Source organism: Levilactobacillus suantsaiihabitans (genome assembly GCF_004745505.1).
Classification (GTDB): domain Bacteria; phylum Bacillota; class Bacilli; order Lactobacillales; family Lactobacillaceae; genus Levilactobacillus; species Levilactobacillus suantsaiihabitans.
Genome location: NZ_RKLX01000004.1, coordinates 1 through 25,430, shown reverse-complemented (window position 1 = coordinate 25,430; position 25,430 = coordinate 1). Strand labels below are relative to the sequence as shown.

Below are 25,430 nucleotides of genomic sequence, written 5' to 3'. Positions count from 1 at the left end.
AAGCTACTGAGAGGGTCGATACGAATGTGGTGGGCAGACGGGGATGGTCATGCTAAAATTAAAGGACAATTTCGGATTCTGGGGGTAGTGGGGATGAAAAGAATTGTCTTCGACGTCGAGGGAACGCTCAGTTTTAATGGGCAAGTCATGGCGGCAGAAATTGTCGCGGCACTGCAACGGTTGCTGGCATTGGGGCATCAGATCATTTTCACGTCGACCCGCCCGCTGCGTCACCTGTTAGCGCTCATGCCAACCTTTCACGATGCACCACTGATTGGCGCCAACGGAGCGCTGGTGGTCAAGGCCGGCAAAATTGAGGTGCTCGCGCCCATTGTACCGGCAGACTTGCGCCGGTTGCGGGGCATCATTGCCCAAGCCAACCTGGACTACGTGGTGGACGGACAGTGGAATTACGCTGCCCAAATGGCGCCGGCCCACCCGCTACTTGACCAGCTCGATCCCAAGCGGTTGGCTCACCGTGTCCCGCTGGCAGAAATTACCACCGCCGTGAAGGTCACATTATTGGGGCTGACAGCGACCCAAACCACGGATCTAGCGGCCGGATTGCGGGCCCACCAGACGTTGGCGGTCAGTTCCGCCGCCGAAGGCAACCTGGTCATCACCGCTCAGCACAGTCATCAGGCCACGGCACTACGTCATCTGGGTGTCACCGACTATATTGCCTTTGGCAACGACCAAACCGATCCGGCGCTGTTGGCCGGGGCGCGACACAGTGTCTGGGTCACCAGCAAGCCGCAGCTGGCTCACTTGGCGCCAACGGCCACCGTCGTCACCTGTGCGCCAGACAATCGCGCTGTGGCGGCACAAATTGCCCGGTTGGCCGAGTGAGCGGCGGCGTAATCGGCGGGAGTTCGTGCTTGGTGACTGCGTTTCAGGCTTCTTTGCCAAGCTGATTTCGCACGACACGTAGCAGTCGCCGGCCAAGTTTCATCCGACTCAGAACCAAATAGCGGTTGTAACTCGCGGCAACTTGTGCTAATCTGTCAACAGTTGCATAACTTTAAAAACAATAAGAACGGATAACGCCTGGACTGCACCGTGGTTTAGCGAGCTAAGGATAGTGAAAGCTTAGTGTCACGCCAGTTGAGGATAACCCCGTTTTCGTTGCCGACTGAAATCTCGAGAGTAGGTCGCGCCGTGACCCGCCACGTTATCCAGCGGAACGTATGTTAGTACGTTAATTAAAGTTGGTTTTGCATGATTAAAAACAATTTGGGTGGTACCGCGGAAAGACCTTTCGTCCCTTGGATAGGGATGTTGGGTCTTTTTTTAGTACTCAGAGAAGGAGAATACACATGACAGAAGTTTTAGTGAAAGATTTATTCGGTAAAACGCATTTTGCCGAAAGTGAAGAAGTGGTCTTGCACGGCTGGGTCAAGACTGTGCGGGGGTCCAAGCGTGTCGGGTTCATCGAATTAGGCGACGGCTCGACGATCAAGAACGCCCAGATCGTCATGAAGAGCGACATTGACAACTACGCTGAATTGACGAAGTTGCCACTGAGCTCCACCATCAAGGTCGTGGGGACGGTCGTTTACACGCCAGAAGCCAAGCAGCCGCTGGAAGTGCACGCTAAGGAAATCGTCTTAGAAGGGGCTTCCGACAATGATTATCCGTTGCAAAAGAAGAAGCATTCCTACGAATACCTACGGACGATGGCCCACTTGCGGCCACGGACCAACACGTTCTACGCGGTCTTCCGGATTCGGTCATTGGCAGCCTTTGCCATTCACCAATACCTGCAAGAACACGGCTTCACCTACGTCAACACGCCCATCATCACCAGTAGTGATAGTGAAGGGGCCGGGGAAATGTTCCGGGTCACGACCTTAGACATGAACCACTTGCCAAAGACTGATGATGGTAAGGTCGATGACCACGAGGACTTCTTCAAGAAGGAAACGAACCTGACTGTTAGTGGTCAATTGCCAGTTGAAGCCTTCGCATTGGCATTGCGGGACGTTTATACGTTTGGCCCCGCTTTCCGGGCTGAAAACTCCCACACGGCGCGGCACGCCTCAGAATTCTGGATGATTGAACCAGAAATGGCCTTTGCCGACCTGCAAGATACCATTAACGAATCAGAAGCCCTCTTGAAGTACGTCGTGGCTTACCTGTTGGAACACGCCAAAGACGAACTGGACTTCTTGAACGGTGCCGTGGACAACAATCTGTTGAACCGCCTGCACCAGACCTGCGACGAGAAATTCGCCCAGATCACCTACACGCAAGCCATTGAAGAATTGAAGAAGGCCCCGGTCGACTTCGACGTGCCCGTTTACTGGGGCTTGGATCTGCAAGCCGAACACGAACGGTACTTGTGTGAACAGATTTACAAGCGCCCAACCTTCCTGACGGATTATCCTAAGGAAATCAAGGCCTTCTACATGCGCGACAACGCGGATGGCAAGACGGTCGCTGCGGCGGACCTGTTAGTTCCGCGGATCGGTGAATTGATCGGTGGGAGTCAACGGGAAGAACGGCAAGCCGAACTGGCCCAAAAGATCAAAGATTACAACCTGCCACAAGAAGAATATCAATGGTACCTCGACCTGCGGAAGTACGGCGAAACGCCACACTCCGGTTACGGTATCGGGTTCGAACGGTTACTGATGTACGTCACGGGGATGGAAAACATCCGCGACGTGATCCCTTACCCACGGACTCCAGGTAACGCTGAATTCTAAGCACAAGCTTTAAGCAAGATTAAAAAGACGCTCATGCCCATCAGACAACTGATTGGGTAGGGGCGTCTTTATGCTATTTGGGCGGACGATAAGCTTACCAAAAAAATAGAGCCAGCAAGTAGCGCCGGCTCTCAGGTGAGGTGTCATTTTCAATTGTAGTCCAGTTAACGTTGCCAGTGATTTGATTACTCGTTTGCCATAGCCAGCCAGTCCTCGTTAGAAATGAAGTCCTGGGGCTTGAGTGGCGCGACGTTTCTGTCGGTCAAATGGTTCAACTCGTTGGCAAATTTAGTGGCAATAGATTTGGTGAATTCTGGTTGCGTGACGTTGAAACAAACCTTGTACTTGCGTGGATTACTGAGTGGGTGCCAGTGACCCTGCCAGAAGCTCAGAAAAGCAATCAGTTGGTGATCGGTGTTCGGCGTGAAAAAGATTATCGTCTTTGGCCGACATTGCCGATAGGGTGATTCGTTAAATGCGGCAATCAGGTCGACGGAAAACAGCTTAAACCCATACTTTTCAGCAATCCGTTTCATTGCGTGTGCGAGATATTTGGTGTTCTGAAATTCAGTTTTCATTTTACACGAAAGGCCCGGCCCCCCCAGGCCTCTCTCTCCCCCTTTTGAAGACAACGCTAACAATATCTACGCGTTAAGCCTATCCCAAAAACAAGGGTGAGTGGTAGCCAGAGCGCTGGGTTTGTTCTACTAATTAACGATTTAAACTGTGATTGTAAAGAACTAAAACGGCCCGGAGTGGTGTTGATGGGACGTGTTTCCGGTGAAATATTATTGCGGTGCAATACTAAACCGGTGAAGATAGTTCAATAGTTAACAAACGCTCTTGGTATGCCTGCCGTTTAGAGTAATACATAGGCGTATAAAAAAGCACCCGACTATCGCACTGGTCGGGTGCTTTGGTGGACGTCATGTTCCAAAGCTTTTTGCAACATCAGTATAGCAGATTACCTCTGTTTGAAAAAACAAACACGCAATTATTTGATCACTATTCAGGGTCACCCAAGTTGTTGCCGTTCGAATTTTCCCCGAATTTTAGGCAAAATAAAAATGCCGGCAAGCCGACATTCCATGGGGTTATTAAACTCATCGCAGTTGCGCAATGGAGCTGGCGGGGATCGAACCCGCGTCCTAGCATATTGCCAACTCAACGTCTACACGCATAGGCAGACTATTTAAAGCTTCACTGAGTAACTTGCCGCCTGTCAGGGCCCACATACTCAGCTAACCTGATTCATCTCTTCTAACGTACTTCAGGTGGGAGCCGTTAGCGTAAGCCCGTTAAAGTTAGGACCCAGATCTAGACCGCGGGCAAGCCTAGGAGGATCTACGTTAAGCGCCTATTAAGCAGCTAAAGCGTAAGAATTGTTATTATTTTTTGCAGTTATAATGAACTGGACCTTTTAACGTAGATGCCGCTACGACGCGCAGTCAAGCTTCAACCTATACCAGTCGAATCCAGAACAGCCCCATATTTGTTACTGATATAGTGTAACATATCTCAGGCTTTCTGCAAAATATTTGCCTAGTCGCCGAGAATTTAAGGGTAAATGCAGGTCGGTCGTATAGTATAATAACCAGTGAGACGGCTTCGACAGGCGTGGGGGAGGGGCGCCCCCGTGGCAAGTTTGTTAGGTTAGTGGTAAATTAAGGTTGACGTTCCGTCTGCTGACCGTTGTTCGGTACTAGGTAACCGCAACGGGATTGCCTGAAAATACCTGATTGTCAAGAAAATGGAGTCCGCACGAAAAGTTACAGAAACTTCATAGTTCTGTCACCACCAGTTCCGTTTCCCTTGGTAGGTTTAAGACAACTATGACCCACAAACTTTTTGCCGGCTCCGAAAATAACGAAACGTGAATCTGTGGAGGTAGCAATGAAGTTATTAATGATTGAAGACAACCATTCTGTATCGCAAATGATGTCGATGTTTTTTAAGAAGGAAAAGTGGGACGCACACTTCGCCTACGATGGCAATGAAGCCATGGAGATGTTCTCAGCGACGCCCAATGATTGGGACATGATCACGCTGGACTTGAACCTCCCCGGGATGGATGGGATGCAGGTCAGCGCGGAGATCCGCAAGCTGTCGCCGACCGTGCCCATCATCATGCTGACGGCGCGCGATTCCGAAAGCGACCAGGTCTTGGGATTGGAAATGGGGGCTGACGATTATGTCACCAAGCCGTTTAGTCCCATTACACTGATTGCCCGGATCAAGGCCTTGCACCGGCGCGCCGAACTGGGACCGATTTCCAAATCAAACGAGCAGGATGCCCTGAACGACACCGAGGCGTTTGACGTGGTCACGGAGAACTTCAAGTTGAACACCAAGACCCGCGAGGCCTACCTGAACGACCGGCAGATTCAGGACCTGACGCCCAAGGAATTTGATTTACTCAAGACGTTGGCCCAAAAGCCGCGGCAGGTCTTCTCCCGCGAGCAACTCCTCCAACTGGTGTGGGACTACGAATACTACGGCGATGAACGGACCGTGGACGCGCACATCAAGAAGTTACGGCAGAAGATTGAAAAGGTTGGCCCGCAAATTATTCAGACTGTTTGGGGGGTGGGTTATAAATTTGATGATAGTGGAGCAGATCAGCAATGAAACTAATGTATCAACAGATGTTAGGATTCTTTGCGGCGATTATGATTATTCTGGTGATTATGGGGGTATCCTATTCACAGATGACCCGCCACATGGTGTACAGTAACACCTGGAATTCTCTGGAAAAGTATTCAAATAGCCTGATTGAGCAGTCGCTGCGCATTAGTTCACAGAAGCCTAATACGGTTCAGTTTGATACCAATTCGCTGGAGAGCAGCGAGCAACTGCTGCAAAATCAAGCCATCAGTACCACCATTTACAGCGCCACCAATAAAATCGTTTTTCCGGCCAACGTCTATCAACAAGCCATCAACCAGTCCGACTGGAAGAAATTGGCTAAGAACCAAATCATTCACAAGGTCGTGGATCGGCGGGTGCGTAACAAAAATGGCCGGGTTAGTCCCGCGATGACTGAGGTGATGAAGCCCTACTTTTACAATCACAAATTGGTGGCGGTCGTGGTGATGGGGGCCTTCGTCTCCGACATCAACACCAACGTCAATCAGATCAATCACAACCTGATGAAGGCGCTATTGGTGTCCTTCCTGGTGGCCGTCGTGGCCAGCTACATTTTGGCGCGGTACTACACGTCGCGGATCAATCGGCTGCGGAAGGCGACCAATCAAGTGGCCAAGGGCAACTATGATGTCCAAATGGCCAGTCGTGACCGGGATGAGATCGATGACCTGATCAATGATTTCAACGGCATGGCCCATTCGCTAAAGGAATCACAAGAAGAGATTCAACGTCAAGAAGAACGGCGGCGCGAATTCATGGCCAACGCTTCTCACGAAATGCGCACGCCACTGACGACCATCAATGGCTTGCTGGAGGGCTTGGCCTACGATGCCATTCCCGAAGAAAGTAAGGAAGAAAGCATCGACTTGATGCGCAGTGAGACCAGTCGACTGATTCGTCTGGTCAACGAAAACCTGGACTACGAGAAGATTCGCTCCAATCAAATCACCTTGAATCTGCACGAGTTCAACGCGGTTGACGCGCTACACAATATTGTCGAACAGCTGAAGCAAAAGGCGGACGATTCCGGGGATACGCTGGAATTGCAGGCACCCAAGGGAATCGACGTGTACGCTGATTACGACCGTTTTGTTCAGATCATGTTCAACATTACGCAAAATGCCATTCAATTTACCCAGCACGGGCAGATCACCTTGTCCGCACAACGAGGATACGAGGAGACCATCGTCAAGGTCGCCGATACTGGGATGGGGATGAGCGACGAGCAGCTGCAAAATATTTGGGAACGTTATTACAAGGCTGACCCGTCGCGGAAGAATACCAAGTACGGTGAGTCCGGGTTGGGATTGTCCATCGTCCACCAGCTGGTTCAGCTCCATCACGGTAAAATCAGCGTCACCAGTAAGGAAGGGGTCGGCACGACGTTCACCGTCATCTTCCCCGACCAGCACCAAACCAATTCCCAACGGGCTAAGCCGGCGGAATAGGGACTGACTGATGGTCCTGCCGCCTTACTGTTCGGCAAATATGGGACTGGAACGCGGTGGGCGGACCGTTTCGAGCCTGAAAAGCGGTCTCGAAACTCGCTTTGAGCCGGAGCCCGCGTCTCAAAGACGCCAGTTCCCTAAGCGGTAAGAACCGTACCACTAAGGGAACTCCCACGGCTGAGCCCATATTTGCCGAACTCACGGCTACGGTAGTGGGCACAATTAGCAATAGGCGGTAGACCATTGGCAATTGATTATGGCAGCGGTGGTACTGGGTGAGTGTTAAGTAAATTTAACGGCTGTCATTCTCGTGCGCCAGGTAAACGCCTATTTGGCGAACGGTAGGCGGGCAGCAAGCTCCCCATCATAAAATTGTGAATGAATGAGGTTTACAGCGAAGTTGGTCCCCAAACATGGTACAATGGGAGGACCACTTAAGGAGGAAACTTTTGAAACGAGTACAAATTATCGGGAAGTCCGTTCGTAAATTCGAGGACGGCTATCCCATCGTGTCTTTAACTGACTTAGAGAATCGCAATGATTTTGAAAACGGCGCTTGGGTCCAATTGGAAAACCACGGCCATTTTGCGGCCACGGCTTACTTCGCCAAGCAACACCGCGGCATCGGCTACATCTTGAGCCTGCGGGAAAACGAAGCCATCGACGAACGCTTCTTTGCGGCCAAGTTCCGCGCCGCAGTTGGCCGGCGGATGGCCTTTGCCAACCAAGCAGCTTACCGGCTGTTCAACGGGACCGCTGACGGTCTGGGTGGTCTATCCATCGACGTCTTCAACGGCATCTACGTCTTCCGTTGGGAAAACACGGCGTTGAAGCAACAGGCGCGTTTGATCTACGCGGGCTTTGAACGGGCCGTGGGTAAGGGCCAAACGGTGGTTGCCGTGACGCCTGGCCAAGAAAAGACGCAGCTAATCACGGGCACGTTGCCCGATCATCCGCTGGCAGTCTTAGAAAATGGCGTGACCTACCCGGTTGATCTGACCGTGGGCCGGCCCCAATTGGCCTTGGAGTTCCGCCAGATTCGCGACTGGGTCAAGCAAACCAGCAAGCAAAAGAAGGTCTTGAACCTGTTCAGTGCGGAAACCGGGATCGTCACGGCCGCGATGGTCGGTGGCGCTACCGAAGCCGTCACTGTTGACCCGACCAATCGGGCCACGACGGCGCTGCAAGCCCAACTGGCTGCCAACAACTTGGAACAAGCCCCCGTTGAAATGCGGACCATGGACGTGCCCAACTACCTGGACTACGCCCAAAAGCACGGCTTGACCTTCGACACGATTGCCATCAACCCGCCGGCCTTTATTCGGGGCAAGAAGCACGCCTTCACCCTGGAACAAGACTTGCCCGCCTTATTAGAACAGGCCTTTGCGGTGGCCAAAACCGGGACCAAAATTCTGGTGACGACCACGGCACCAAGTTATTCGCTAAAGCACTTGCAGCAAACAGTTAACGCTGCTGTCGAAAATTATACCGGTCATGTAACAGCTTTCAATAACTTCTTATCACCGGATGATTTTCTGACCAATGTTGCAGACCGTCAGAGTGAAGCGTTAAAGGGTTTACTCTTGTCGGTTGATTAATGAAAACGATTGAAAACAGATGCAAGGAAGACCACTTGGTAGGATAGACCATTGACCAAATGGTCTTTTTTTGCGCAATAATGGTTTACTTTTCTCAAAGAAACAATTAAACTTACAATTGCATTTAAAAAGCGCTTACAGAGAGATTGTCAGAAATGAAACGAGAGTTGAGGTTTGCATTATGGGTATATTATTAGCTTTAATCCCGGCGTTGTGTTGGGGTAGTATTGGATTGATCAGTGGCCGCTTAGGTGGGACGTCTTACCAACAAACGTTGGGGATGACCGCTGGGGCCGTTTTGTTCGGGATTTTCTCATTGGTCTACTTCCACAGTGCTTTGACTGGCATGTCAATGTTGGTCGGGGTCGCATCTGGGCTTTGCTGGGCCGTGGGGCAATTTGAACAGTTCCAATCCATGAAGTTCATTGGAATCTCACGGACGGTGCCAATTTCGACCGGTTTACAACTGGTAGGGACGGCGTTGGCCGGAGTCCTGTTGTTCCACGAATGGAAGACCACCAAGATGGTCACGATGGGGACTATCGCCGTCATCGTCTTGATCATCGGGGCCGTCATGACTTCCTTGCGTGACAAACGGGCCGCTGCTGGCACGAGCCAACCGGTTGAAGCCGGTAAAGGGGCCGTGGCCATCGTGATTTCCACGATTGGTTACGTGCTCTACACGGTTATCGTTACGGCCTCCGGGTTGGATTCCAAGACCATCTTATTCCCGCAATCCTTGGGAATGGTGTTAGGCGCCTTGATCTTCGTGATGTTCTCGCGGCAAAAGGTCTGGCACAAGGCTACGGCCAAGAACATCATGACTGGTTTGGTCTGGGGCATTGGGAACTTCTTCATGTTCATGTCTATTCCAACGGTCGGCCTGGCGATCAGCTACTCCCTGGCGCAATGTGGGATCGTTATTTCCACCTTCGGGAGCATCTGGTTACTGGGTGAACGGAAGACCAGTCGCGAAATGGTCTACATCACCATCGGGTCACTTTTAGTCATCGTTGGTGGGGTTACGCTTGGTTTAATGAAATAGTTATAACGGACGGCTAACGTGGGTTGGTCGTCCTTTTTATTTTCTCTAAAATTGTGGACTAGACCATTTACATTTGGGGGGAATGCGTTATAATGGACTAGTCAATAACAATAAAAGTGAGGTTATCTGAATATGGCACATATCGCCTTTGATCGTTCCAAACTTGATCCGTTTATTCATGACAATGAACTGGGAGAAATGCAAGCGCTCGTTACGGCCGCTGACGCTGAATTACGTCAGGGTACGGGGGCTGGTAGTGACTTCCGCGACTGGTTAGCGTTACCACATGACTATGATAAGGCTGAATTTGCGCGGATTAAGGCCGCTGCTAAGCAGATTCGTTCCGACTCCGAGGTCTTAGTTGTCATCGGTATCGGTGGGTCTTACTTGGGCGCCAAGATGGCCGTGGACTTCTTACACGACACCTTCTTTAACTACCTGCCAGCTGAAAAGCGGCAAGGGCCTCAAGTCTTCTTTGCCGGGAACTCCATCAGTCCAGATTACGTTCACGATTTAATCAACCTGATTGGGGACCGCGACTTCTCCGTCAACGTCATCTCGAAGTCTGGGACCACGACGGAACCGTCCATTGCCTTCCGGATCTTCAAGGATAAGTTGATCAAGAAGTACGGTGTCGATGGCGCCAAGAGTCGCATTTACGCCACGACCGATAAGCAACGGGGCGCTTTGAAGACCGAAGCCGACGCTGCTGGTTACGAAACGTTCGTCATTCCCGACGGCGTGGGTGGCCGCTACTCCGTCTTAACGGCGGTGGGCCTGTTGCCAATTGCCGCTTCTGGTGCGGACATTGATGAATTAATGAAGGGGGCTGCTGACGCCCAAGACGCCTACACCAACCCTGATTTAACGCAAAACGAAGCTTACCAATACGCTGCTTTGCGGAACATCTTATACCGCAAGGGTTACACCACCGAATTGCTGGAAAACTACGAACCACGCCTGCAATACTTCGCAGAATGGTGGAAGCAATTGATGGGTGAATCCGAAGGTAAGGACCAAAAGGGCATCTACCCATCTTCCGCTAACTTCAGTACCGACCTGCACTCCTTGGGCCAATACATCCAAGAAGGCCGCCGGAACCTGATGGAAACGGTCATCACGGTCGATAAGCCACAAAACGACGTCGACGTGCCTAGCGAAGACGATGACTTGGACGGCTTGAAGTACTTGGAAGGCAAGCAAATGAGCTTTGTCAACACCAAGGCTTACCAAGGGGTCGTCTTAGCCCACACCGATGGGGGCGTGCCGAACATGAGTGTCCACATCCCTGACCAAACGCCGTACACGTTGGGCTACCTGATCTACTTCTTTGAAGTAGCGGTTGCCATTTCTGGTTACCTGAACGGGATCAACCCATTCAACCAACCAGGGGTCGAAGCTTACAAGACCAACATGTTTGCCCTGTTAGGCAAGCCTGGTTTTGAAAAGTTGGGTAAGGAATTAAACGCCCGGCTCTAAACTTAAATTGAACCGATTGAACGCCTGACTGGGACCTCCTGGTTGGGCGTTTTATGTTGCAACCATGCAACGATAATTGGCGACAATGGTTGGTCTAGCCACACTTATGCAACAGTGATAGATTGCAAGTGTTAATGTTTTGCTACAGTCACGTTACAGTCTGTAAAGTCAGGTTACAAAATGCCGTCACCCCTTGTCGGTGGCGACCTGTCTCGTTATAGTGAAGGAGTAAGCGGCCGGTCCCTCGGGGTAAGGGGCCGCGCCGCCATTAATTAGGTAAGGGGAGATTTTTTGAAACGGACGAGGGGTATTTATCTGGCTTATACGGGCTGTTTTCTCTTGCTCGGATTAGTCGTTTATGGGATTTTTCTATTAACGGGTAAGTCGTTCATCTGGGAAGGTGACGGCTTGGCACAACACTATCCGGTCTTAGTGAAATTTTACACCTGGTTACACCACGGCGGCCTGACGGGGTGGTCGTGGGATCTGGGCCTGGGGGCGGATAAACTCACCACGTTTTCCTACTACGTGCTGGGCGACCCTTTCAGTTATTTGATTGGCCTGTTTCCTCGACACCAGTTGGAAATGGGGTACAACCTGCTGATTTTACTGCGGCTCTACGCCAGTGGGTTGGCGTTCTTGTTCTTTGCCCACCAGCGGTCGTTTCGGCCGTTAAGCGAGCTGTTAGCGACGCTGGCGTACACGTTTACTGGCTACAGCCTCTACGTTAGCATTCGTCACCCGTTTTTCCTGTTGCCGATGATTTTATTCCCGTTGCTGGCGTACGGCATTGACCACGTCTACCGGGGGCGCTCCTGGCTGCCACTGGCGGTGGTGACCGGGCTAGCGTTGATCAGCAACTTCTACTTTGCTTACATACTCGCGATCGGCAGCCTGGTTTACGCGCTGCTGCGTTACGGCAGTCTGCGTCAACGGCTGACCGTGCCGCTGGGCCGGCTGGTGCGGCGGTTGATTAGTGCCGGACTCGTGGGCTTTTTGCTAGCCGGGGTGCTCTTCATCCCGTCGCTGCTGGGCGTGCTGTCCTCGACACGGGCCGGTGGGCAATTTGCCAACGGGTACGGGCTGTTTCCCGTGAGCTACTACTTGCGGTTGCCCAACGCGCTACTGACGACTGGGAACCCCATGCGGTTTTGGGTCAACGTCGGCATGGCTGGCCTGTCCTTTCTAGGCGTGGTCTACGTGCTGCGGCATTTCCGGCGGTACTGGTGGCTAAATGTCAGCTTCATTCTGCTGGGCGTGGGCACGTTGTTGCCGGCGATTCCAGCGCTGATGAATGGCGGGACCACGCCATCGCAACGCTGGTTACTGTTGGCGGCGTTGCCGGTGGGCCTGGCCGGCTTGCACTTTGTTGACCACCTGACGACGCTGACGCGGGGTGACCTGCGCACGCTGGTCGTGAGCGTGATCGGACTGCTGGTGGTCGTTTGGGCGGCCAACGGCTTCGTCTACAGCAATCACCCGCATGATTTTACGATTTACGGGCTGCTGTTACTGACGTTAGGCGCCGTTTTGTGGGGTACCTGGGGTCACTGGACGTTGCAGCAGTGGGGGCGCGTGCTGCTGCCCTTGTTGAGCATCAACCTGGTGGTCAACGGCTACGGGTATTTCAATCCCAACGCTGGCGGGGCCAGTCAACAACTGTTGCCGCGCGGCGTGGCCAGCAGGTATCAACGCGACGTCTTGGATGGCGCCGAGGTGGCCGTCACGCGTTCCAGCGGATTTAGTCGCTCGGCCACCAGTAAGTACTACAATTACACCAATGAGGCCAAGACCAATCTGGGGATGAACCTGGGCGTCCACGACATCATGAGCTACTTCTCCGTACAAAATGCGGCGGTCGGGGACTTTAGTCAGGCGCTGGACAACGCCCAGTTTAAAATGAACAAGCCCATCAACCAAGCGGATAGCCGCACGACGCTGAACAACCTGCTGGGCGTGAAGACCATCTTTGCCCGGAGCAATCAGCAGGGACTGCAGGCCTTACCGGCGGGCTACCGACCGGCTAAGCGTCACGGCAAAGTGGTCAAGTTCCGGGATCGACCGGTCCATGGGCTGGGCAATAACTACGCCACGACGGTGCTTGAATCTAAGAACGCCTTGCCGTTGGCGTACCTGCAGACTCACCGGTTGACATCCAACCAGTTCAATCGCCTCAATGGTGTTGACCGCGAACAGGCCCTGACGACCGGTGCACTGATCGACGGCCGCGTGGCGGGCGTGCCGCAAGCCACCTACCGGAGTCGTGCGCGGCAGATTGGCTACACAGCCAAGACCGATGACCGGTCCGTATTGGACAGCCTGAAAAAGGTGGTCACGTTCCGGCAACAGGGTAACCAACTGCTGACTGATGAGGCCTTGCCGCAACGGCCGTCCCTGCGGAAACACAACCCGGACCGCTCCGTCAACATTCGGACCGATCATGCGCGGTTGCGGCGATTGACCCGGGCCAACCGGCAAACGCTACGGCGCAACCAGACGCAAAACCAGAACGGCTTGCGGCGGTTGACCAGCGACAATCAGAATCACCCGATCGCCGTTGACCTGCACGTCAAGACGCCCAAGCAAACGCGTAAGACGGAGCTGTATCTCGAACTCACCGGCATTCAGGCGCAGGGGTTCAGTGTGGCCGATAAGTACCACGGTTCACAGACCACGCAGACCTTTAAGAACCAGGCTTTCACCGGGATTGCCCGGCTGAATCGGTTGCGTAACGCCTTGTGGAACATCAGCGACGGTGCCTACACCATGACCGTTGGTAGTAAGCAAAACGTGACCAGCTTCAGTCAACTGGGGCAAAGCAACTTGTCGGATTACCAGTCCAAGCACCGAGTCTTGTTGAACTTGGGGTACACGACCAAGCCACGGCGCACGATTCGCCTGACCTTTAAGGGCGTCAAGCAGTTGTCGTTCAAATCGGCCAAGCTGATTGCCGTGCCATTTGGCCAGTCATACACTCGCCGCATGACCCAGCTGAAACGCCAGGGCTTGCAACAGCTGCGTGTGACCGACAATCACGTGAGCGGCATCGCGGCATCATCTGGCGCCAGCATCTTGACCACGTCGATTCCGTATTCACGGGGCTGGCAGTTGACCGTCGATGGTCAGGCCACGCCACTGAAGAAGGTCAACGTCGGCTTTGTCGGCGCCCGCTTAGCACCAGGGCGGCATCGCATCAAGCTGACCTACCGCACCCCGGGCTTGCGACTCGGTGGCTGGCTCACTGTCCTGGGACTCGTCATCTTGGCGGGGACCGGTGGGTGGACGTGGTTTTGGCGACGTCAATCTGAAAATTAAACGCAACATCGTCTGTTTAGCCAAGTAATTTGGCTAGGCGGGCGATTTTTTTTGCGAAAAAGGCTGATTTGGGCCCAAAAATATTTTTCGAGTGACATAGTGTGTCACCCTCATAGTGTATGATTTAGATTGTTGAGGGAAAATCGGGAAGCGAGCCGTCAGTGGCGGTGGCCGCCGCCCGGTAAAGCCGCAATCAGGTGGCAGTGGGTGAGCCCGTTGTCCAGTAAAAGGAGGAATTTACATATGAAGTTGAGGCAAATCGTAAGCGGTTTACTGGTAACAGTGACACTCGGCGGGATAGTCGTGGCGAGTCCTGGGACCGTGGCACAGGCGCAGAAGAAAAGGCTCATGAAGACGCAAGTGATTAACGATCATGACAAGATAATTGTGGTATACAACGGTAAGTCGTACCCGGCTAATCAAGCTTCAAAATTGGGTCTATATCCGCAAAGTGGCGTTAAGGAAAATCGCTGGACCTACAAGCTGACCAACGTGAAGGCTAAGCGCAGTAAGTCTGGCAAGACGCTGAAGGTCTCCGGCAAACTGGTCGTTACCAACATTCCGCTAAGTGTGTTCACACCAGCTAAAAAGGTGAAAATCACCACCAAGAACGGCATCAAGTACGCCAAGCTGACCAAGAAGCTGACGTTCAAGAAGACGTTCAAGATCAAAAAGAAGGTCAAGAAGGTTACGCTGCGGGCTGGGTACACTGGTAAGACTGGGTTGAAGGCCTTTACCGTGTTGTCGGCGAATAAGAGTTTTAAGGTGACGAAGTAGTTAGGGGGCAGAATAGTCATGAAAAAGATACGCTATGTGATCATCAGTCTTTTAGCGTTGACGGTTGGTGGAACCTTGACCTTGTCTCCAGCTGAGGCCAAGACCAAAGCCAAAACGCTGACAGAAAAGCAAGCCTTTACGGCTAAGGAACGGGCAACAATCAAGCACTATCGACAGCAGGTTAAGCACCTGCCGAATTCGACTAAAGGGATGTACGCAACTAAGCCATCCTTAAAGAAGAACTTTAACCCCGGCAAGCTGAGCAAAAAATACACGAATGCTGTAGTCAAGTCGGTTAATTTTTATCGCGGAATCTATGGCCTGAATAAGGTGGTTGCCAATCCACAATGGAGCGTAGATGCTCAGTACGGGGCCGCAACGTTGGCTGCTGCAGATGGTGGGCTAGCTCATGGATTGGTGGGACTAAAGCGCCCTAAAGCAGTGCCGAAAGCTGCTTGGAAACGTGGGGTTGAGGCGACAAACTATAGTAATCTGGGTGAGAATGATGTCAAACCGTTTGATATTGTGTCAGCTTATATAAACGATTATGGCCAACCAGATTATATTCCGGGACACCGCGAATGGATTTTGGGCAATACCGTTGAGGTGGGGGTCGGCCAAGTTGGCATTTATAACGATCTGAAAGTCTTCGAAGGTGGAGCTAAGTGCCGGGCCTATGGTGAACCGGCTAAGGAAGTGGCCTTTCCAAAAGCGGGGGTTTTCCCAATCAGTGCCGTTCAAGATACCACTTGGTCATTAACCTACTCAATTGGTGAGACCAAGAACACGCGGAAGCCAACAGTCAAGGTCAAGGATGAGACGACACATAAGGCAGTAAAGGTTTCTCATATCACCAATTACAACAGTGAAACGGGCTATGGTTGGTTTAAGACCAGCATTTCGTATGTGCCAGCCGCAAGCAAAATCAAGGTTAACCATACTTACACGGTGAAGATTAGTCATTTGACCAATCATGAGAACGTTAAGTATCAAACGAAATTGTTTAAGTTAGCAAAATAGTGTTGGAAATACAACAGAACGAAACGTTCTAGATAGGACTGAAAAATCATGAAGAAATTTTTCAAAGCAAGTATCATTACTGCATTGAGCTTTGTGTTAGTCGCTCCCAGCCTGACTACCCCAGCCAGCGCCAAGAGCAAGGTCAAGGTCATTTCGACCAGTAAGGTGGCTCACAAGACGTATCACGGCAAGCACGGGAACATCTACAGCAGTGCCAAGCTGACACACCGTAAATATAAGATGAGCAAGTACCGCTACACGACTTGGACGGCGACGAAGAAGGCCGTTATCAAGAATCATGGTAAGAAGGCGACCTTGGCTTACATCAAGTCCGGGAAGAAGGCCGGTTGGATCTACAAGAAGTATTTGACGGCTGGGAAGGCACCGTTTAATAAGCAAAAACGGTTGTACAGTACTTATTCTGCGTATATGAAGGCTTTGATGCAGGCTAGTGCTGATCAACAATACTATAAGCCTAATAGAGATGATGGGTATGAGGGCATGGCCGATTCAATTTCAAGTAATTACGGAGAGGCATGGTACGGTAGTGATGCTCAGAAGGACGCTATGAAAGATAAAAATGCACTGGTAAAAATCTACGGCGTATTTAAGAATCGTTTCTCAGGTTCTCAGCGTTCTGACATGGATGCAATGGCGAAAGAATTAGATAATATGCAAGTTACGGCGGATAATTTAGATCAAGTCGATTCCAACATGAAGACGTTTGCGCAAACGTTGAGTACCGCTGTGGGCGACTTGAGCTAGTTAATTTTTACAAAATTAGAGGAGACAACTAACATGAAACTAATGAAAATCTTTAGTGCCGTCATGGTCGCAACTACCATGGGTGCAGCGGTGACCGTCGCAACGCCGAGCATGACGGCGGATGCCAAGGCCAAAAAGTCGTTGAAGACCCTTCCCAAGTCTTTGCGGCGGACCTGGTACCACTATGAGAAGAATGATAAAGGGAAATTGGTCTACAGTAAGCTGAAGATTTCAGCCAAGAAGATTGTCGACAGCTGGAATGGCTGGGATACTAGTAAAGTTCATACGACAAAGTCTAATTTGCACCAATACAATCCGGCTAAGAAATTACAAAAGGGCAAGGATAGCTGGATCTTTGCTTACAAGTCCGGTGCTAAAACGCGGTTTGGTGGCTGGAGTCCGGAGTTCCCGAAAGACATGACTTATAAGCGAGCCCGGGAACAATACAAGGTTGTGACGGATAAGGTCAATGGTAAGAAGGTCAAGGTCTTGCATCACACTAATTTGGCATCCCTTCCCCAAAATACTGCGTACTACTACACTAGTAAGAAGCTGGCCAAACTAACCAACCCCCAGGGGCACAATTACGGTGACAACTACGGCATCAAGTAATCCCCATTGCCGCATCCCCACGGGTGTGGCAATGCTGAAAACAGCTAACTAGCTGGGTTCACTGCGTGCTGACGGCGGCCGGTCTTTCCACACAAAAGTTCCCTGGCCGCGGTCAGTCACATTGAACAGAAAACCACGAGCAAACACTGGTCTGAATTGGCGGGTGTGGCTCGTGGTTTTTGTTAGCTAAATTTTAAGACGCCGTAGCGGCCGAGCTGGCGATGACTGTGAACTGGGTGATCACCATCTGGTGGCGCTGATTGGCGTGACCAAACAAAGCCACGCGCGCCCCAGCTGTGGCCTGGTAGAGAAAATTGAGACCGTGCTGGTGAATCAGGCAGTTGTGCGTCTGACCCGCGTCGTCGATGACCTTGGCGAAGATGAGCAGGGGCTTTAACTTGAGGACCTTGGGGGAACTAGCGATGGTGCCATTGATGGCAAGTTGTTTCATGGTTATCACCTCAGTAGTATTATACGAACAAATGTTCGATAAAGCAAGCGGAAATTTTCTGCGGCGGGTCGGCGGCGATGAGTACTTGGCGTCAGAGCCGGTAAATGAGCGTCTAAGGCCTTTAAAATAAATTTCGACGGGGAGTGGCTAGACTTCAGGAAAACGCCGTTAGAGCTTACAATAGCCTGGTGAGCTACCGAAACGCTCAGGCGAGTAGCTCTTGGTGGACACAAAGACGTCTAGGAGGTAAATCATGGCGAGCATCCAAAAATATCACGACAAGTACGGCCACACGCGCTACAAGGTTCAAGTCTATTTGGGCATCGATCCGCGGACTGGCAAGCCGCAACGTACCACTCGGCGGGGGATGAAAACGGCTAAAGAGGCCCGCTTGGTTGGCGACCGTTTGAAGAAAGCGACGATCAAGCAACAGGCGGCTAGGCGAAAGCCAAAGACGTTTCGAGACGTCTACCTGCGCTGGTTTCCGCTCTATCAAAACACGGTCAAGGAGAGCACGTGGGCGACTACCCAGCGGCTATTTCGGCTGCATATCCTGCCGATGCTGGGGGATGCGCGTATCAAGCAGATTGACATCAGCGATTGCCAAACGGCCATTAACACCTGGTTTGCCGCGGGGCTGACAAAATACCACACGCTACTTGATTACGCCGCCAACGTTTTGGACTTTGCCATTAACCTCCGGCTGATCACCGACAACCCGGCCAGACGGGTCATCGTGCCCGTAAACCAGGAGAATCGCGCCCAGAAGAATTTGGCTAACTATTTCGACCGAGCCGAGCTCAAGCACTTCTTTGCCTGCCTGAACGCCGATGACAACGACCCGCAGGCTACCGTCTTCTTCCGGTTGGCGGCATTCAGCGGCATGCGCAAGTCGGAAATGCTGTGTCTGTTGTGGTCGGACATTGATTTTGAAAGGAACACCGTGACCGTCTCCAAGACGCAATCTCGAGGCGCTCACGCCCGCTTGCTGGTTCAGTCGCCGAAGACGTTTCACAGCAATCGAACCGTCTACCTGGACGCCAAGACGGGCCAAATTTTGCGGCAATGGCAGATGGACCAACGACTCCGGTTAGCCGGAAATACCGATCCGCGGAGCCAACTGGTCTTCACGAATACGCATAACGAGATGTGCCAGCCGACCAAGCCGCGCAAATGGTTGGAGCACACGTTGCAGAAATACGGATTGAAACACATTACCGTGCACGCCTTTCGCCACACCTATGCCACGCTGGCGTTTGAGGCGGGGGCGTCCATCAAGTCGGTCCAAGACCAGCTCGGCCACGCCAGTTACCAAACAACGCTGGACCTCTATACCGCCGTAACGGCAAAGGAGAAAAACGAGGCCACGGCTAAATTGGCGCGCTATTTAGACTTCTGAAAAGGGTGGGCAAAAGTGACTACCAGTTTGACGACAGTTTTGGTGAAATGGTAGTCAGAGAAGCGACAATATGGGCAAAACAAAAAGCCACCATAGCGGGCTTCAACAGCTCCTATGATGGCTTTTTACAATTCTGTGATTGGGTATACTGGGCTCGAACCAGTAAATTACGGATTCAGAGTCCGCTGCCTTACCAATTTGGCGAATACCCAATAAATTGATACGTTGCCGAAACAACTATTTAATAGTAACTTGTTCCGCTGGGAGTGTCAACCGATTTTGGCGAAAAAACCTGATTTCCTGTATGAATTCCCATTTCTGTGTAATTTTATTCATTCAAGGATTGACAATTTTGGGAGAATAGCGTAAATTAGATACTGCTAGTTGATAGTATTGCCCGCTGGTCAAACTGGTTTAAGACGTCGCCCTCTCAAGGCGGAGTTACGGGTTCGAGCCCCGTGCGGGTGATAGGTGGTCCACAAACGTTGGTAAAACAACGTTTGTGGACTTTTTTGTTACGCGCAAATGCTGTGAGGCGTTTGCAGGCAAAATTTCATGGACTAGACCAATTCAAAGGGCTAACGGGTATGTAGTGGCATATGTATCTGAATAGCGCTGCCGCGGATAGCAGTGGGGGTGCGTCAGTGGGGGACAGCTCAAACGGTGAAACAAATTTTAGGTGTTACAGAAACTGATTCTTGTGAACAAATCTGTGGTAAATGCCGTTGGCTAGGGCTTGCCATTAGAGAAGACTAACAATTTGAAAATCTTTTCTAATCGCCGCCAGCAAGGCGTTTCTAAAAAATAACAGGCCGTATACAAATCTAGTAATATTTAATCTTACAATCCCGCACGGTTGATGGTATACTATATTTATTAGGACAGTTAAATATTTCCATAAACATTGATTGTGGTCCTCCTAGTAAGTTCACTGAGAATACGGACCGGTATTGAGAGACTTTAGTGGACTACAATCAAGCAGCTAGTTGACTACTAGCTCACAAAACCAATAACAAAGTTGAGGATGACAACGTCCATTACCTTTGGACAGGGGGTTACTTGAATGAAAAAAGGGATATTGGCGGCGGTAACAACGCTGGCTGTGGCCGGACTAGGGCTGTGGTCGAGTGTGCCAGGGTATGCTGCTGAATCAGTGTATTATAACTATGATGATGCCTTGAAGGGGGCACCTCAGGGGGTTGATTTAAGCTCTGACGATTACAAGGACTATTTTTGGAATGGGGATAATGGGGTGGCTACAGTAGGTGGTAATATGGCAAAAGTGGTTGAGGCTGGCAGTCCATCTGGGGATAAGAACTCTGCTATTCAAATTTCTAAAGCTAGTCGTCAAAATAGTTGGGGCGCAATTTGGTCGAAGAAAACAGTTTTTGATTTGACTAAACCGGAGACCGCTTCCATGTGGATTTATGCTAGTACCGAGCAGCAATATCTCAAAGACTGGGGTATAGGCGATGGCATGGCATTTGTTTTGCAGAACTCCAAAGATGGTGTTAATGCCTTTTCTAAAGCGACAACTTTGGATGAAAGTAAAAACGATGTTGTTACACCTGGTGTTGGGGAAAGCATGGGAGTTTGGGGGATGGATCCTGAGGATTGGAATAAAACACAATTATCAGATAATGCAATTGATCACAGCTGGGCGTTAGAATTTGATACCTTTGGGAATGACTTCAATCCAGCCTCTTTCAGTAGTCAATGGGACTTAAATGACAGAGCACCCTCTTCATTTGACCTAGGAAAGTATTATAACAGCTTTGATGATTCCTCAGGAAATCCTAATACAGATATTGGAGGAACGATTCCTAGTGGTGAAAATCATATTGCGTCGAATTATCCGGGTTCGCCATCCACTTATACTAGTGATAACTGGTCAGGTATTAAAACCAATATTTGGGGGAAGACTGCGCTGGGTGGTTCTATATGGTATTATCCTCAACGGATTATACCTAATTATTTAGCCCAATATTATTATTACAAAATGACTCATTTGGGGTATCTGGATGAAGGGAAAAATGCTACTAACACAGACAAGATGACTGATCACCGCTGGCATCACGTCACTTTAACCTATACACCACCGACTAACGGTGGCAGTATCGGAAAAATGAAGTATGTTTACGATGACAAGAATTCTGATACTGGCCAGCCCAAGGAGCCAGCCAACGAAGCAACCGTCCCACTTAAATTAGATGAATTTAAGCAGGATGGACAGGATAACTGGGACCACAAAGTTCGTTGGGGATTTACTGGTTCTACAGGGAAAAGTACGGAAAATAACCTGGTAGTCTTTGATCAGGTACCTGGTGACGTTGAAAATAATGCTACAGCAACGCTTAGCACGCAGAATGTGGATTCTGATGATTTTACAGCGGTTGATACCAGTTCTACGCCAACGATTCCTGGTGGGACTGTGGTTAAACTGGATTATACTTTCTCGCGTTCGGGGGGAATACAGCCTTGGAAAGACATCAATGCGTCGTTGACTATTCCTAAGAGTATCACGTTAACCTCTGGGACTCTGACAACGCCAGATGATAAAACAAGTAAAGTTGATATTTCTAAACGCGATGGGACAACGTTGCCGGTTGCCTTAGGCAGTGATGACAAAGGGTACACTATCGCAGATCAAAGCACCGGCCACATCACGCTTTATGGAACCATTGATTACCTGGGTGATGCCACTAGCGATGTTAGTGAAGATGCGGCAGTTAGTTACTTTAACGGGTCAAATGCTTCAGCCCAAGCGGAGTTACCTGCCTTTAACGTAAAGGCCTCTAGTCTGACGATGACGATTGCGCCCGAAGAAAGTACCTTAGGCGTTGACTACAATGTATCCGGTCAGTCGGCACAAATTGTGGGTCAGGCGAAATTTCCTTATGGTACTGCTGCGGGAGCTGCGGCGATGACGAGTGATGACATCACCATTCATTTGGAAGTCAATGGTACTCGAGAGAGCAAGCCCTTAACGACTATTTTATTCAATCCTAGTCAAGATCCGTGGGTCTTCATTTACCCTGTTGATAATAGTTTGCTAAAGGAAGGTCCAAATAAAGTCAGTCTTTACAGCACTAGCAAATCTGGTGAGAGATCCAATATTGATTCAACAACCGTTACGGCGGGGTCATTTGGCTTTGGCGACATCAGTGAGGATTTGGTATTCACGCCTACCGTGCTCAGCGGGGCCACGACGACCATTGAACGGTCGAATGACTGGTCGTTTTATATCGATGATTCACGGAAAAGCGGTGATTGGTATCTATCCGCTAAGACCACGGGGATGACGTTGAAAACGGCCGCGGATACCCGACTGGATGGGGATCTCATCTACGTTGATAGCAATAACCAGACGCAGGTGTTGAATGATGATAACGCGACGCTGATTGATTCTGGTTCGGCTAATAATGGGGAGGATAAGCAGACCAACATTGCTGCCGACTGGAAGCCGGATCAAGGCATCTTGTTGCGGGTCAACGGCAGTGCCATGCAGGGCGATTACACCGGTGTAATTCATTGGTACTTATCCAATACACCATAAAATGTCTGTTAAAAATAATGTTCTTCCGGAACTTACCGGGAGAGCATTATTTTTTATGGTCCAAGGCAATGTCCGCCTGAAACGCCTTGACCACCCGCGGTTGCGCCCGGGTGGCGGCGCCCCAGGTCAGATTGATACGGGTCACGTCGGCGACTTCATTCAGGCGAGGCATCAAGTAGTAAATATTTCCTGCCGTCCGGGTACCTTGATTCAGGTCACCAGCGAAGACGTCGCTGTTCGACCGGTCGGCAATCAGGTGCTGACCGTCGTTGGTCGTCAGTGTTTTGGCAGCGGGATAAGTTTGGATGTTGGCGCCGGCGTGGATCCGCATGTGCACCTGGATGATGCCGTTGATGGTGAGCGGTCCGTCGTTACTGGGGATGCGGTAGGGACCATAGGTGTGGTAGACCGTGATGCGGTCAATGGCAAACGTCGTGTGGGCCCAGCGGCTATCCCGGTAGGCCACGCGATACGTCCGCTGTGTCGTCAGTGAAATGTGGTGGCGCCCCAAGACGAGTTGATTGGTGGCCATGGATGTCACCGGTGCGGTCGTAGTCGCCGGACTGGTCGCTGGGGTGGCGCCATTTAGCGCGGCGATGCCGACGAAATTGCAGGCGATGGCGTAGAGGAGCGTGCCCCCGAACAAGGCTGTCCAGGGACGCGGATGGCGCCAGGAGGACCGTAACGTGACGGGCTGGCGGGGGCCACGACTGGGTAAGACGAGTTGGCTCCCGACGATGCCCCAACCAATCACGGGACACACCAGCCACCACAGCAACCGGCCGGTCAATTGCCGGTCGTGGAGCCGCCGGAGTGTGGCCGTGGTGGTCGCCAGTGTCGTGCCAAAGAGGCCGCCGGCAGCCACCAGGAGCACCAGCGTTTTGCCTAGGTCCAGGTAGGCCGGGTGCCAACGGAAGGCGGGGTATTGCAGAACGGTACTCATCAAGACACCGAGGAGCACCAGGGTGAGCATGAGACCGGTGCCGAAGAGTCGCCAGTAACCGGATCGGTTGAGTTGAGCTTGCGTCGTCAACAGCGCCGTGAGAATGCCGCGAACCCCCAGTGGCGTACCACAGGTTGGACATAACGCCGGCGCTGGGTGGTGCGTCCCACAGACTAGGCAATACGAGTGAAAGATGGGCAGATGCAGCGGAAACACCTCCTAGTTAGACTCATCTTTAGCAAGTCTAGCTGATTTTTAGAATTCTTGGAATAATTAAAAGACTACCAGAGATTGTGGCTTAGCACAACCAATGAGTAGCCTTTAAATTAAATAATATTATTAATAAAATCTATTGTATAATTTATAATTTGAACAGGTGTGGCTTGCCGTAGTACCAGCCTTGACGGAGGTCGATTTCCAGGTCGTTAGCCATGGCATCTTCCTCAGCGTTTTCCACCCCTTCCAAGATGAGACGGAGCTTGTAGTCTTGGGCGACCTTTTTCCAGAAGACCAGGTTGTCGGGAATCTCTTGGGCACGGCCTTCCGCCCGGAAATTTTGCATCGCAAATTTGATTTCGCTAGCGTGGGACAGAATCGGTTTGATGTGGTCAAAAGTATTGATACCGGTCCCAATATCGTCTAAACTAAGTTGAATCCCGTGGTCGTTAAAAAAGTGAACCTGATCGATAATTTGCTGATTGGAAACGTCAGTGTCGGTGCGTTCCTCGGTGACTTCCAAGATCAACTTTACGGGATAGATTTGTGTCTGGGCGGTGACGATGGCCTGCGCAATCGTGCAGTCAACGAACTGGCGTTGGTTCACGTTGTAGGAGACCGACCCAATCTTCAGCCGCAATTTTTGGGCCGTGCGTTTGATCAGGTCCGCTTGAATATCGATGGGAATCGACTCAAAGTCTTTGGGCAGGACCCATTTGCCATCGACCTGTTGGCGTATCAACATTTCGTAACCAATTAGCGAATTGTTGGAGACGTCGAGTTGGGGCTGTAGAAAATAACGGTACATAATCAGTCGTTCCTCCTTCCAAGTGTCTGCTCCCATCATACTTTATTTTGACGAATTACGGTAGGGGTAACGCGAAAAAAACGCCAGCGGGGAGAACTAGCCAAGTGGCGAATCGTTCAGCCCATGATATACTAATTTATATAAATTGTTATGGTTTTATTATATGAAATGTTCTATAGTAGGTGTTGTGAGTAAATTAATGCGGTATACTAAGACGTGAGTTGGGTGACCAACCGGTGGCTTAGCACCTTAAATCATTTAACAAGGAGATTGATTCCATGTCATGGACTATGTGGCTTGTACCGCCCATTATAACCAGTATTTTCTTTACCCTGGGAATCATCACCCTGTACTGGTCGATTTTCACTTGGGTCACGGCCAAGGTTGAATCGAGCCGGCGTCCTTACAATTTAAAACACGTTCAGGTCGCCATTGGGACCACGTGTGCGGTGGTCTCCGTATTTGCACTGCAGCTCATCGTGCGTGACAGCCATCTGTCCTGGACGTTCACGAACTTTCAATTGCTCCTGAATTATTCACCAGAAACTCCAAAATCCCCATCAAACACATGATTCAAGTGCTTGATGGGAATTTTACGTTTTCACCTTTTAAGTGCAGAAAAAGAGCCTCAGCTCTGGTATAGT

The 25,430-nt window shown here is 50.9% G+C and carries 19 protein-coding genes, 2 tRNA genes and 1 other RNA gene; 16 read left to right on the top strand and 6 right to left on the bottom strand.

The genetic code is table 11. The features are described from left to right. Window positions 1-93 precede the first annotated feature (93 nt). Both EGT51_RS03325 and asnS read left to right on the top strand, forming a co-directional pair. The gene (locus EGT51_RS03325) at window positions 94-849 is read left to right on the top strand and encodes an HAD hydrolase family protein (RefSeq protein ID WP_167850131.1); all 756 of its coding nucleotides are present in this window, start codon (window positions 94-96) and stop codon (window positions 847-849) included. Between the two features lie 467 nt (window positions 850-1,316). Next, a complete protein-coding gene (gene asnS / locus EGT51_RS03320; RefSeq protein ID WP_135367386.1) occupies window positions 1,317-2,708 on the top strand; it encodes an asparagine--tRNA ligase in 1,392 nt (463 codons plus the stop codon). Window positions 2,709-2,893: 185 nt separating this feature from the next. Here asnS and EGT51_RS03315 read toward each other — a convergent pair whose 3' ends face one another. Next, entirely contained in the window at window positions 2,894-3,286 is a 393-nt protein-coding gene (locus EGT51_RS03315) for a hypothetical protein (RefSeq protein WP_135367385.1), read from the bottom strand. A gap of 539 nt (window positions 3,287-3,825) precedes the next feature. Beyond that, window positions 3,826-4,196: a transfer-messenger RNA gene (gene ssrA, locus EGT51_RS03310) on the bottom strand. A gap of 405 nt (window positions 4,197-4,601) precedes the next feature. Between ssrA and EGT51_RS03305 the strand changes: the two genes are divergently transcribed. The 10 genes from EGT51_RS03305 to EGT51_RS03260 all read left to right on the top strand — a co-directional run bounded on the left by EGT51_RS03305 (window position 4,602) and on the right by EGT51_RS03260 (window position 17,413). Further along, window positions 4,602-5,336 (top strand): response regulator transcription factor, encoded by a 735-nt coding sequence (locus EGT51_RS03305; RefSeq protein ID WP_125575405.1) that lies wholly within the window; start codon window positions 4,602-4,604, stop codon window positions 5,334-5,336. After that, entirely contained in the window at window positions 5,333-6,802 is a 1,470-nt protein-coding gene (locus EGT51_RS03300) for a sensor histidine kinase (protein ID WP_135367384.1), read from the top strand. Before EGT51_RS03305 ends, EGT51_RS03300 begins: the two co-directional genes overlap by 4 nt. Before the next feature lie 449 nt (window positions 6,803-7,251). After that, complete coding sequence (locus EGT51_RS03295; protein ID WP_135367383.1) at window positions 7,252-8,400, top strand: class I SAM-dependent methyltransferase; 1,149 nt, start codon at window positions 7,252-7,254, stop codon at window positions 8,398-8,400. Between the two features lie 181 nt (window positions 8,401-8,581). Further along, window positions 8,582-9,445, top strand: a complete 864-nt coding sequence (locus EGT51_RS03290; RefSeq protein ID WP_135367382.1) for a GRP family sugar transporter — start codon at window positions 8,582-8,584, stop codon at window positions 9,443-9,445. 132 nt (window positions 9,446-9,577) lie between these two features. After that, window positions 9,578-10,924 carry a glucose-6-phosphate isomerase gene (locus EGT51_RS03285; RefSeq protein ID WP_135367381.1) on the top strand — a complete coding sequence of 449 codons (1,347 nt, stop codon included), beginning with the start codon at window positions 9,578-9,580 and terminating at the stop codon, window positions 10,922-10,924. 291 nt (window positions 10,925-11,215) lie between these two features. Continuing rightward, a complete protein-coding gene (locus EGT51_RS03280; protein WP_135367380.1) occupies window positions 11,216-14,239 on the top strand; it encodes a YfhO family protein in 3,024 nt (1,007 codons plus the stop codon). Between the two features lie 348 nt (window positions 14,240-14,587). After that, the gene (locus tag EGT51_RS03275; protein WP_135367379.1) at window positions 14,588-15,016 is read left to right on the top strand and encodes a hypothetical protein; all 429 of its coding nucleotides are present in this window, start codon (window positions 14,588-14,590) and stop codon (window positions 15,014-15,016) included. A gap of 18 nt (window positions 15,017-15,034) precedes the next feature. Further along, window positions 15,035-16,036, top strand: coding sequence for a CAP domain-containing protein (locus EGT51_RS03270; protein ID WP_135367378.1), 1,002 nt, complete (start codon window positions 15,035-15,037; stop codon window positions 16,034-16,036). Window positions 16,037-16,084: 48 nt separating this feature from the next. Continuing rightward, window positions 16,085-16,801: a hypothetical protein gene (locus tag EGT51_RS03265; protein WP_135367377.1), complete on the top strand. Its 717-nt coding sequence runs from the start codon at window positions 16,085-16,087 to the stop codon at window positions 16,799-16,801. Between the two features lie 33 nt (window positions 16,802-16,834). Then, window positions 16,835-17,413, top strand: a complete 579-nt coding sequence (locus EGT51_RS03260; RefSeq protein ID WP_135367376.1) for a hypothetical protein — start codon at window positions 16,835-16,837, stop codon at window positions 17,411-17,413. A gap of 193 nt (window positions 17,414-17,606) precedes the next feature. On the opposite strand, the gene EGT51_RS03255 is transcribed toward EGT51_RS03260, so the two are convergent. Continuing rightward, window positions 17,607-17,864, bottom strand: coding sequence for a hypothetical protein (locus EGT51_RS03255; RefSeq protein WP_135367375.1), 258 nt, complete (start codon window positions 17,862-17,864; stop codon window positions 17,607-17,609). A gap of 253 nt (window positions 17,865-18,117) precedes the next feature. Between EGT51_RS03255 and EGT51_RS03250 the strand changes: the two genes are divergently transcribed. Continuing rightward, window positions 18,118-19,263 (top strand): tyrosine-type recombinase/integrase, encoded by a 1,146-nt coding sequence (locus EGT51_RS03250; protein ID WP_135367374.1) that lies wholly within the window; start codon window positions 18,118-18,120, stop codon window positions 19,261-19,263. A gap of 139 nt (window positions 19,264-19,402) precedes the next feature. On the opposite strand, the gene EGT51_RS03245 is transcribed toward EGT51_RS03250, so the two are convergent. Next, window positions 19,403-19,475 (bottom strand) — tRNA-Gln (locus EGT51_RS03245). Window positions 19,476-19,657: 182 nt separating this feature from the next. Between EGT51_RS03245 and EGT51_RS03240 the strand changes: the two genes are divergently transcribed. Then, window positions 19,658-19,731, top strand: a tRNA-Glu gene (locus EGT51_RS03240). A gap of 595 nt (window positions 19,732-20,326) precedes the next feature. Beyond that, a complete protein-coding gene (locus EGT51_RS03235; RefSeq protein ID WP_135367373.1) occupies window positions 20,327-22,819 on the top strand; it encodes an L-type lectin family protein in 2,493 nt (830 codons plus the stop codon). Window positions 22,820-22,865: 46 nt separating this feature from the next. On the opposite strand, the gene EGT51_RS03230 is transcribed toward EGT51_RS03235, so the two are convergent. After that, window positions 22,866-23,978: a DUF805 domain-containing protein gene (locus EGT51_RS03230; protein WP_135367372.1), complete on the bottom strand. Its 1,113-nt coding sequence runs from the start codon at window positions 23,976-23,978 to the stop codon at window positions 22,866-22,868. Window positions 23,979-24,123: 145 nt separating this feature from the next. Then, window positions 24,124-24,786 carry an EAL domain-containing protein gene (locus tag EGT51_RS03225; protein WP_135367371.1) on the bottom strand — a complete coding sequence of 221 codons (663 nt, stop codon included), beginning with the start codon at window positions 24,784-24,786 and terminating at the stop codon, window positions 24,124-24,126. A gap of 278 nt (window positions 24,787-25,064) precedes the next feature. On the opposite strand from EGT51_RS03225, the gene EGT51_RS03220 reads away from it, so the two are divergent. Continuing rightward, window positions 25,065-25,358, top strand: a complete 294-nt coding sequence (locus EGT51_RS03220) for a diguanylate cyclase (protein WP_135367370.1) — start codon at window positions 25,065-25,067, stop codon at window positions 25,356-25,358. Window positions 25,359-25,430 lie beyond the last annotated feature (72 nt).

Coding starts and splice junctions, on each gene's coding strand:
- EGT51_RS03325 (WP_167850131.1), top strand. CDS start 94: ATGAAAAGAATTGTCTTCGACGTCGAGGGAACGCTCAGTTTTAATGGG.
- asnS (WP_135367386.1), top strand. CDS start 1,317: ATGACAGAAGTTTTAGTGAAAGATTTATTCGGTAAAACGCATTTTGCC.
- EGT51_RS03315 (WP_135367385.1), bottom strand. CDS start 3,286: ATGAAAACTGAATTTCAGAACACCAAATATCTCGCACACGCAATGAAA.
- EGT51_RS03305 (WP_125575405.1), top strand. CDS start 4,602: ATGAAGTTATTAATGATTGAAGACAACCATTCTGTATCGCAAATGATG.
- EGT51_RS03300 (WP_135367384.1), top strand. CDS start 5,333: ATGAAACTAATGTATCAACAGATGTTAGGATTCTTTGCGGCGATTATG.
- EGT51_RS03290 (WP_135367382.1), top strand. CDS start 8,582: ATGGGTATATTATTAGCTTTAATCCCGGCGTTGTGTTGGGGTAGTATT.
- EGT51_RS03285 (WP_135367381.1), top strand. CDS start 9,578: ATGGCACATATCGCCTTTGATCGTTCCAAACTTGATCCGTTTATTCAT.
- EGT51_RS03275 (WP_135367379.1), top strand. CDS start 14,588: ATGAAGACGCAAGTGATTAACGATCATGACAAGATAATTGTGGTATAC.
- EGT51_RS03270 (WP_135367378.1), top strand. CDS start 15,035: ATGAAAAAGATACGCTATGTGATCATCAGTCTTTTAGCGTTGACGGTT.
- EGT51_RS03265 (WP_135367377.1), top strand. CDS start 16,085: ATGAAGAAATTTTTCAAAGCAAGTATCATTACTGCATTGAGCTTTGTG.
- EGT51_RS03260 (WP_135367376.1), top strand. CDS start 16,835: ATGAAACTAATGAAAATCTTTAGTGCCGTCATGGTCGCAACTACCATG.
- EGT51_RS03255 (WP_135367375.1), bottom strand. CDS start 17,864: ATGAAACAACTTGCCATCAATGGCACCATCGCTAGTTCCCCCAAGGTC.
- EGT51_RS03250 (WP_135367374.1), top strand. CDS start 18,118: ATGGCGAGCATCCAAAAATATCACGACAAGTACGGCCACACGCGCTAC.
- EGT51_RS03235 (WP_135367373.1), top strand. CDS start 20,327: ATGAAAAAAGGGATATTGGCGGCGGTAACAACGCTGGCTGTGGCCGGA.
- EGT51_RS03225 (WP_135367371.1), bottom strand. CDS start 24,786: ATGTACCGTTATTTTCTACAGCCCCAACTCGACGTCTCCAACAATTCG.
- EGT51_RS03220 (WP_135367370.1), top strand. CDS start 25,065: ATGTCATGGACTATGTGGCTTGTACCGCCCATTATAACCAGTATTTTC.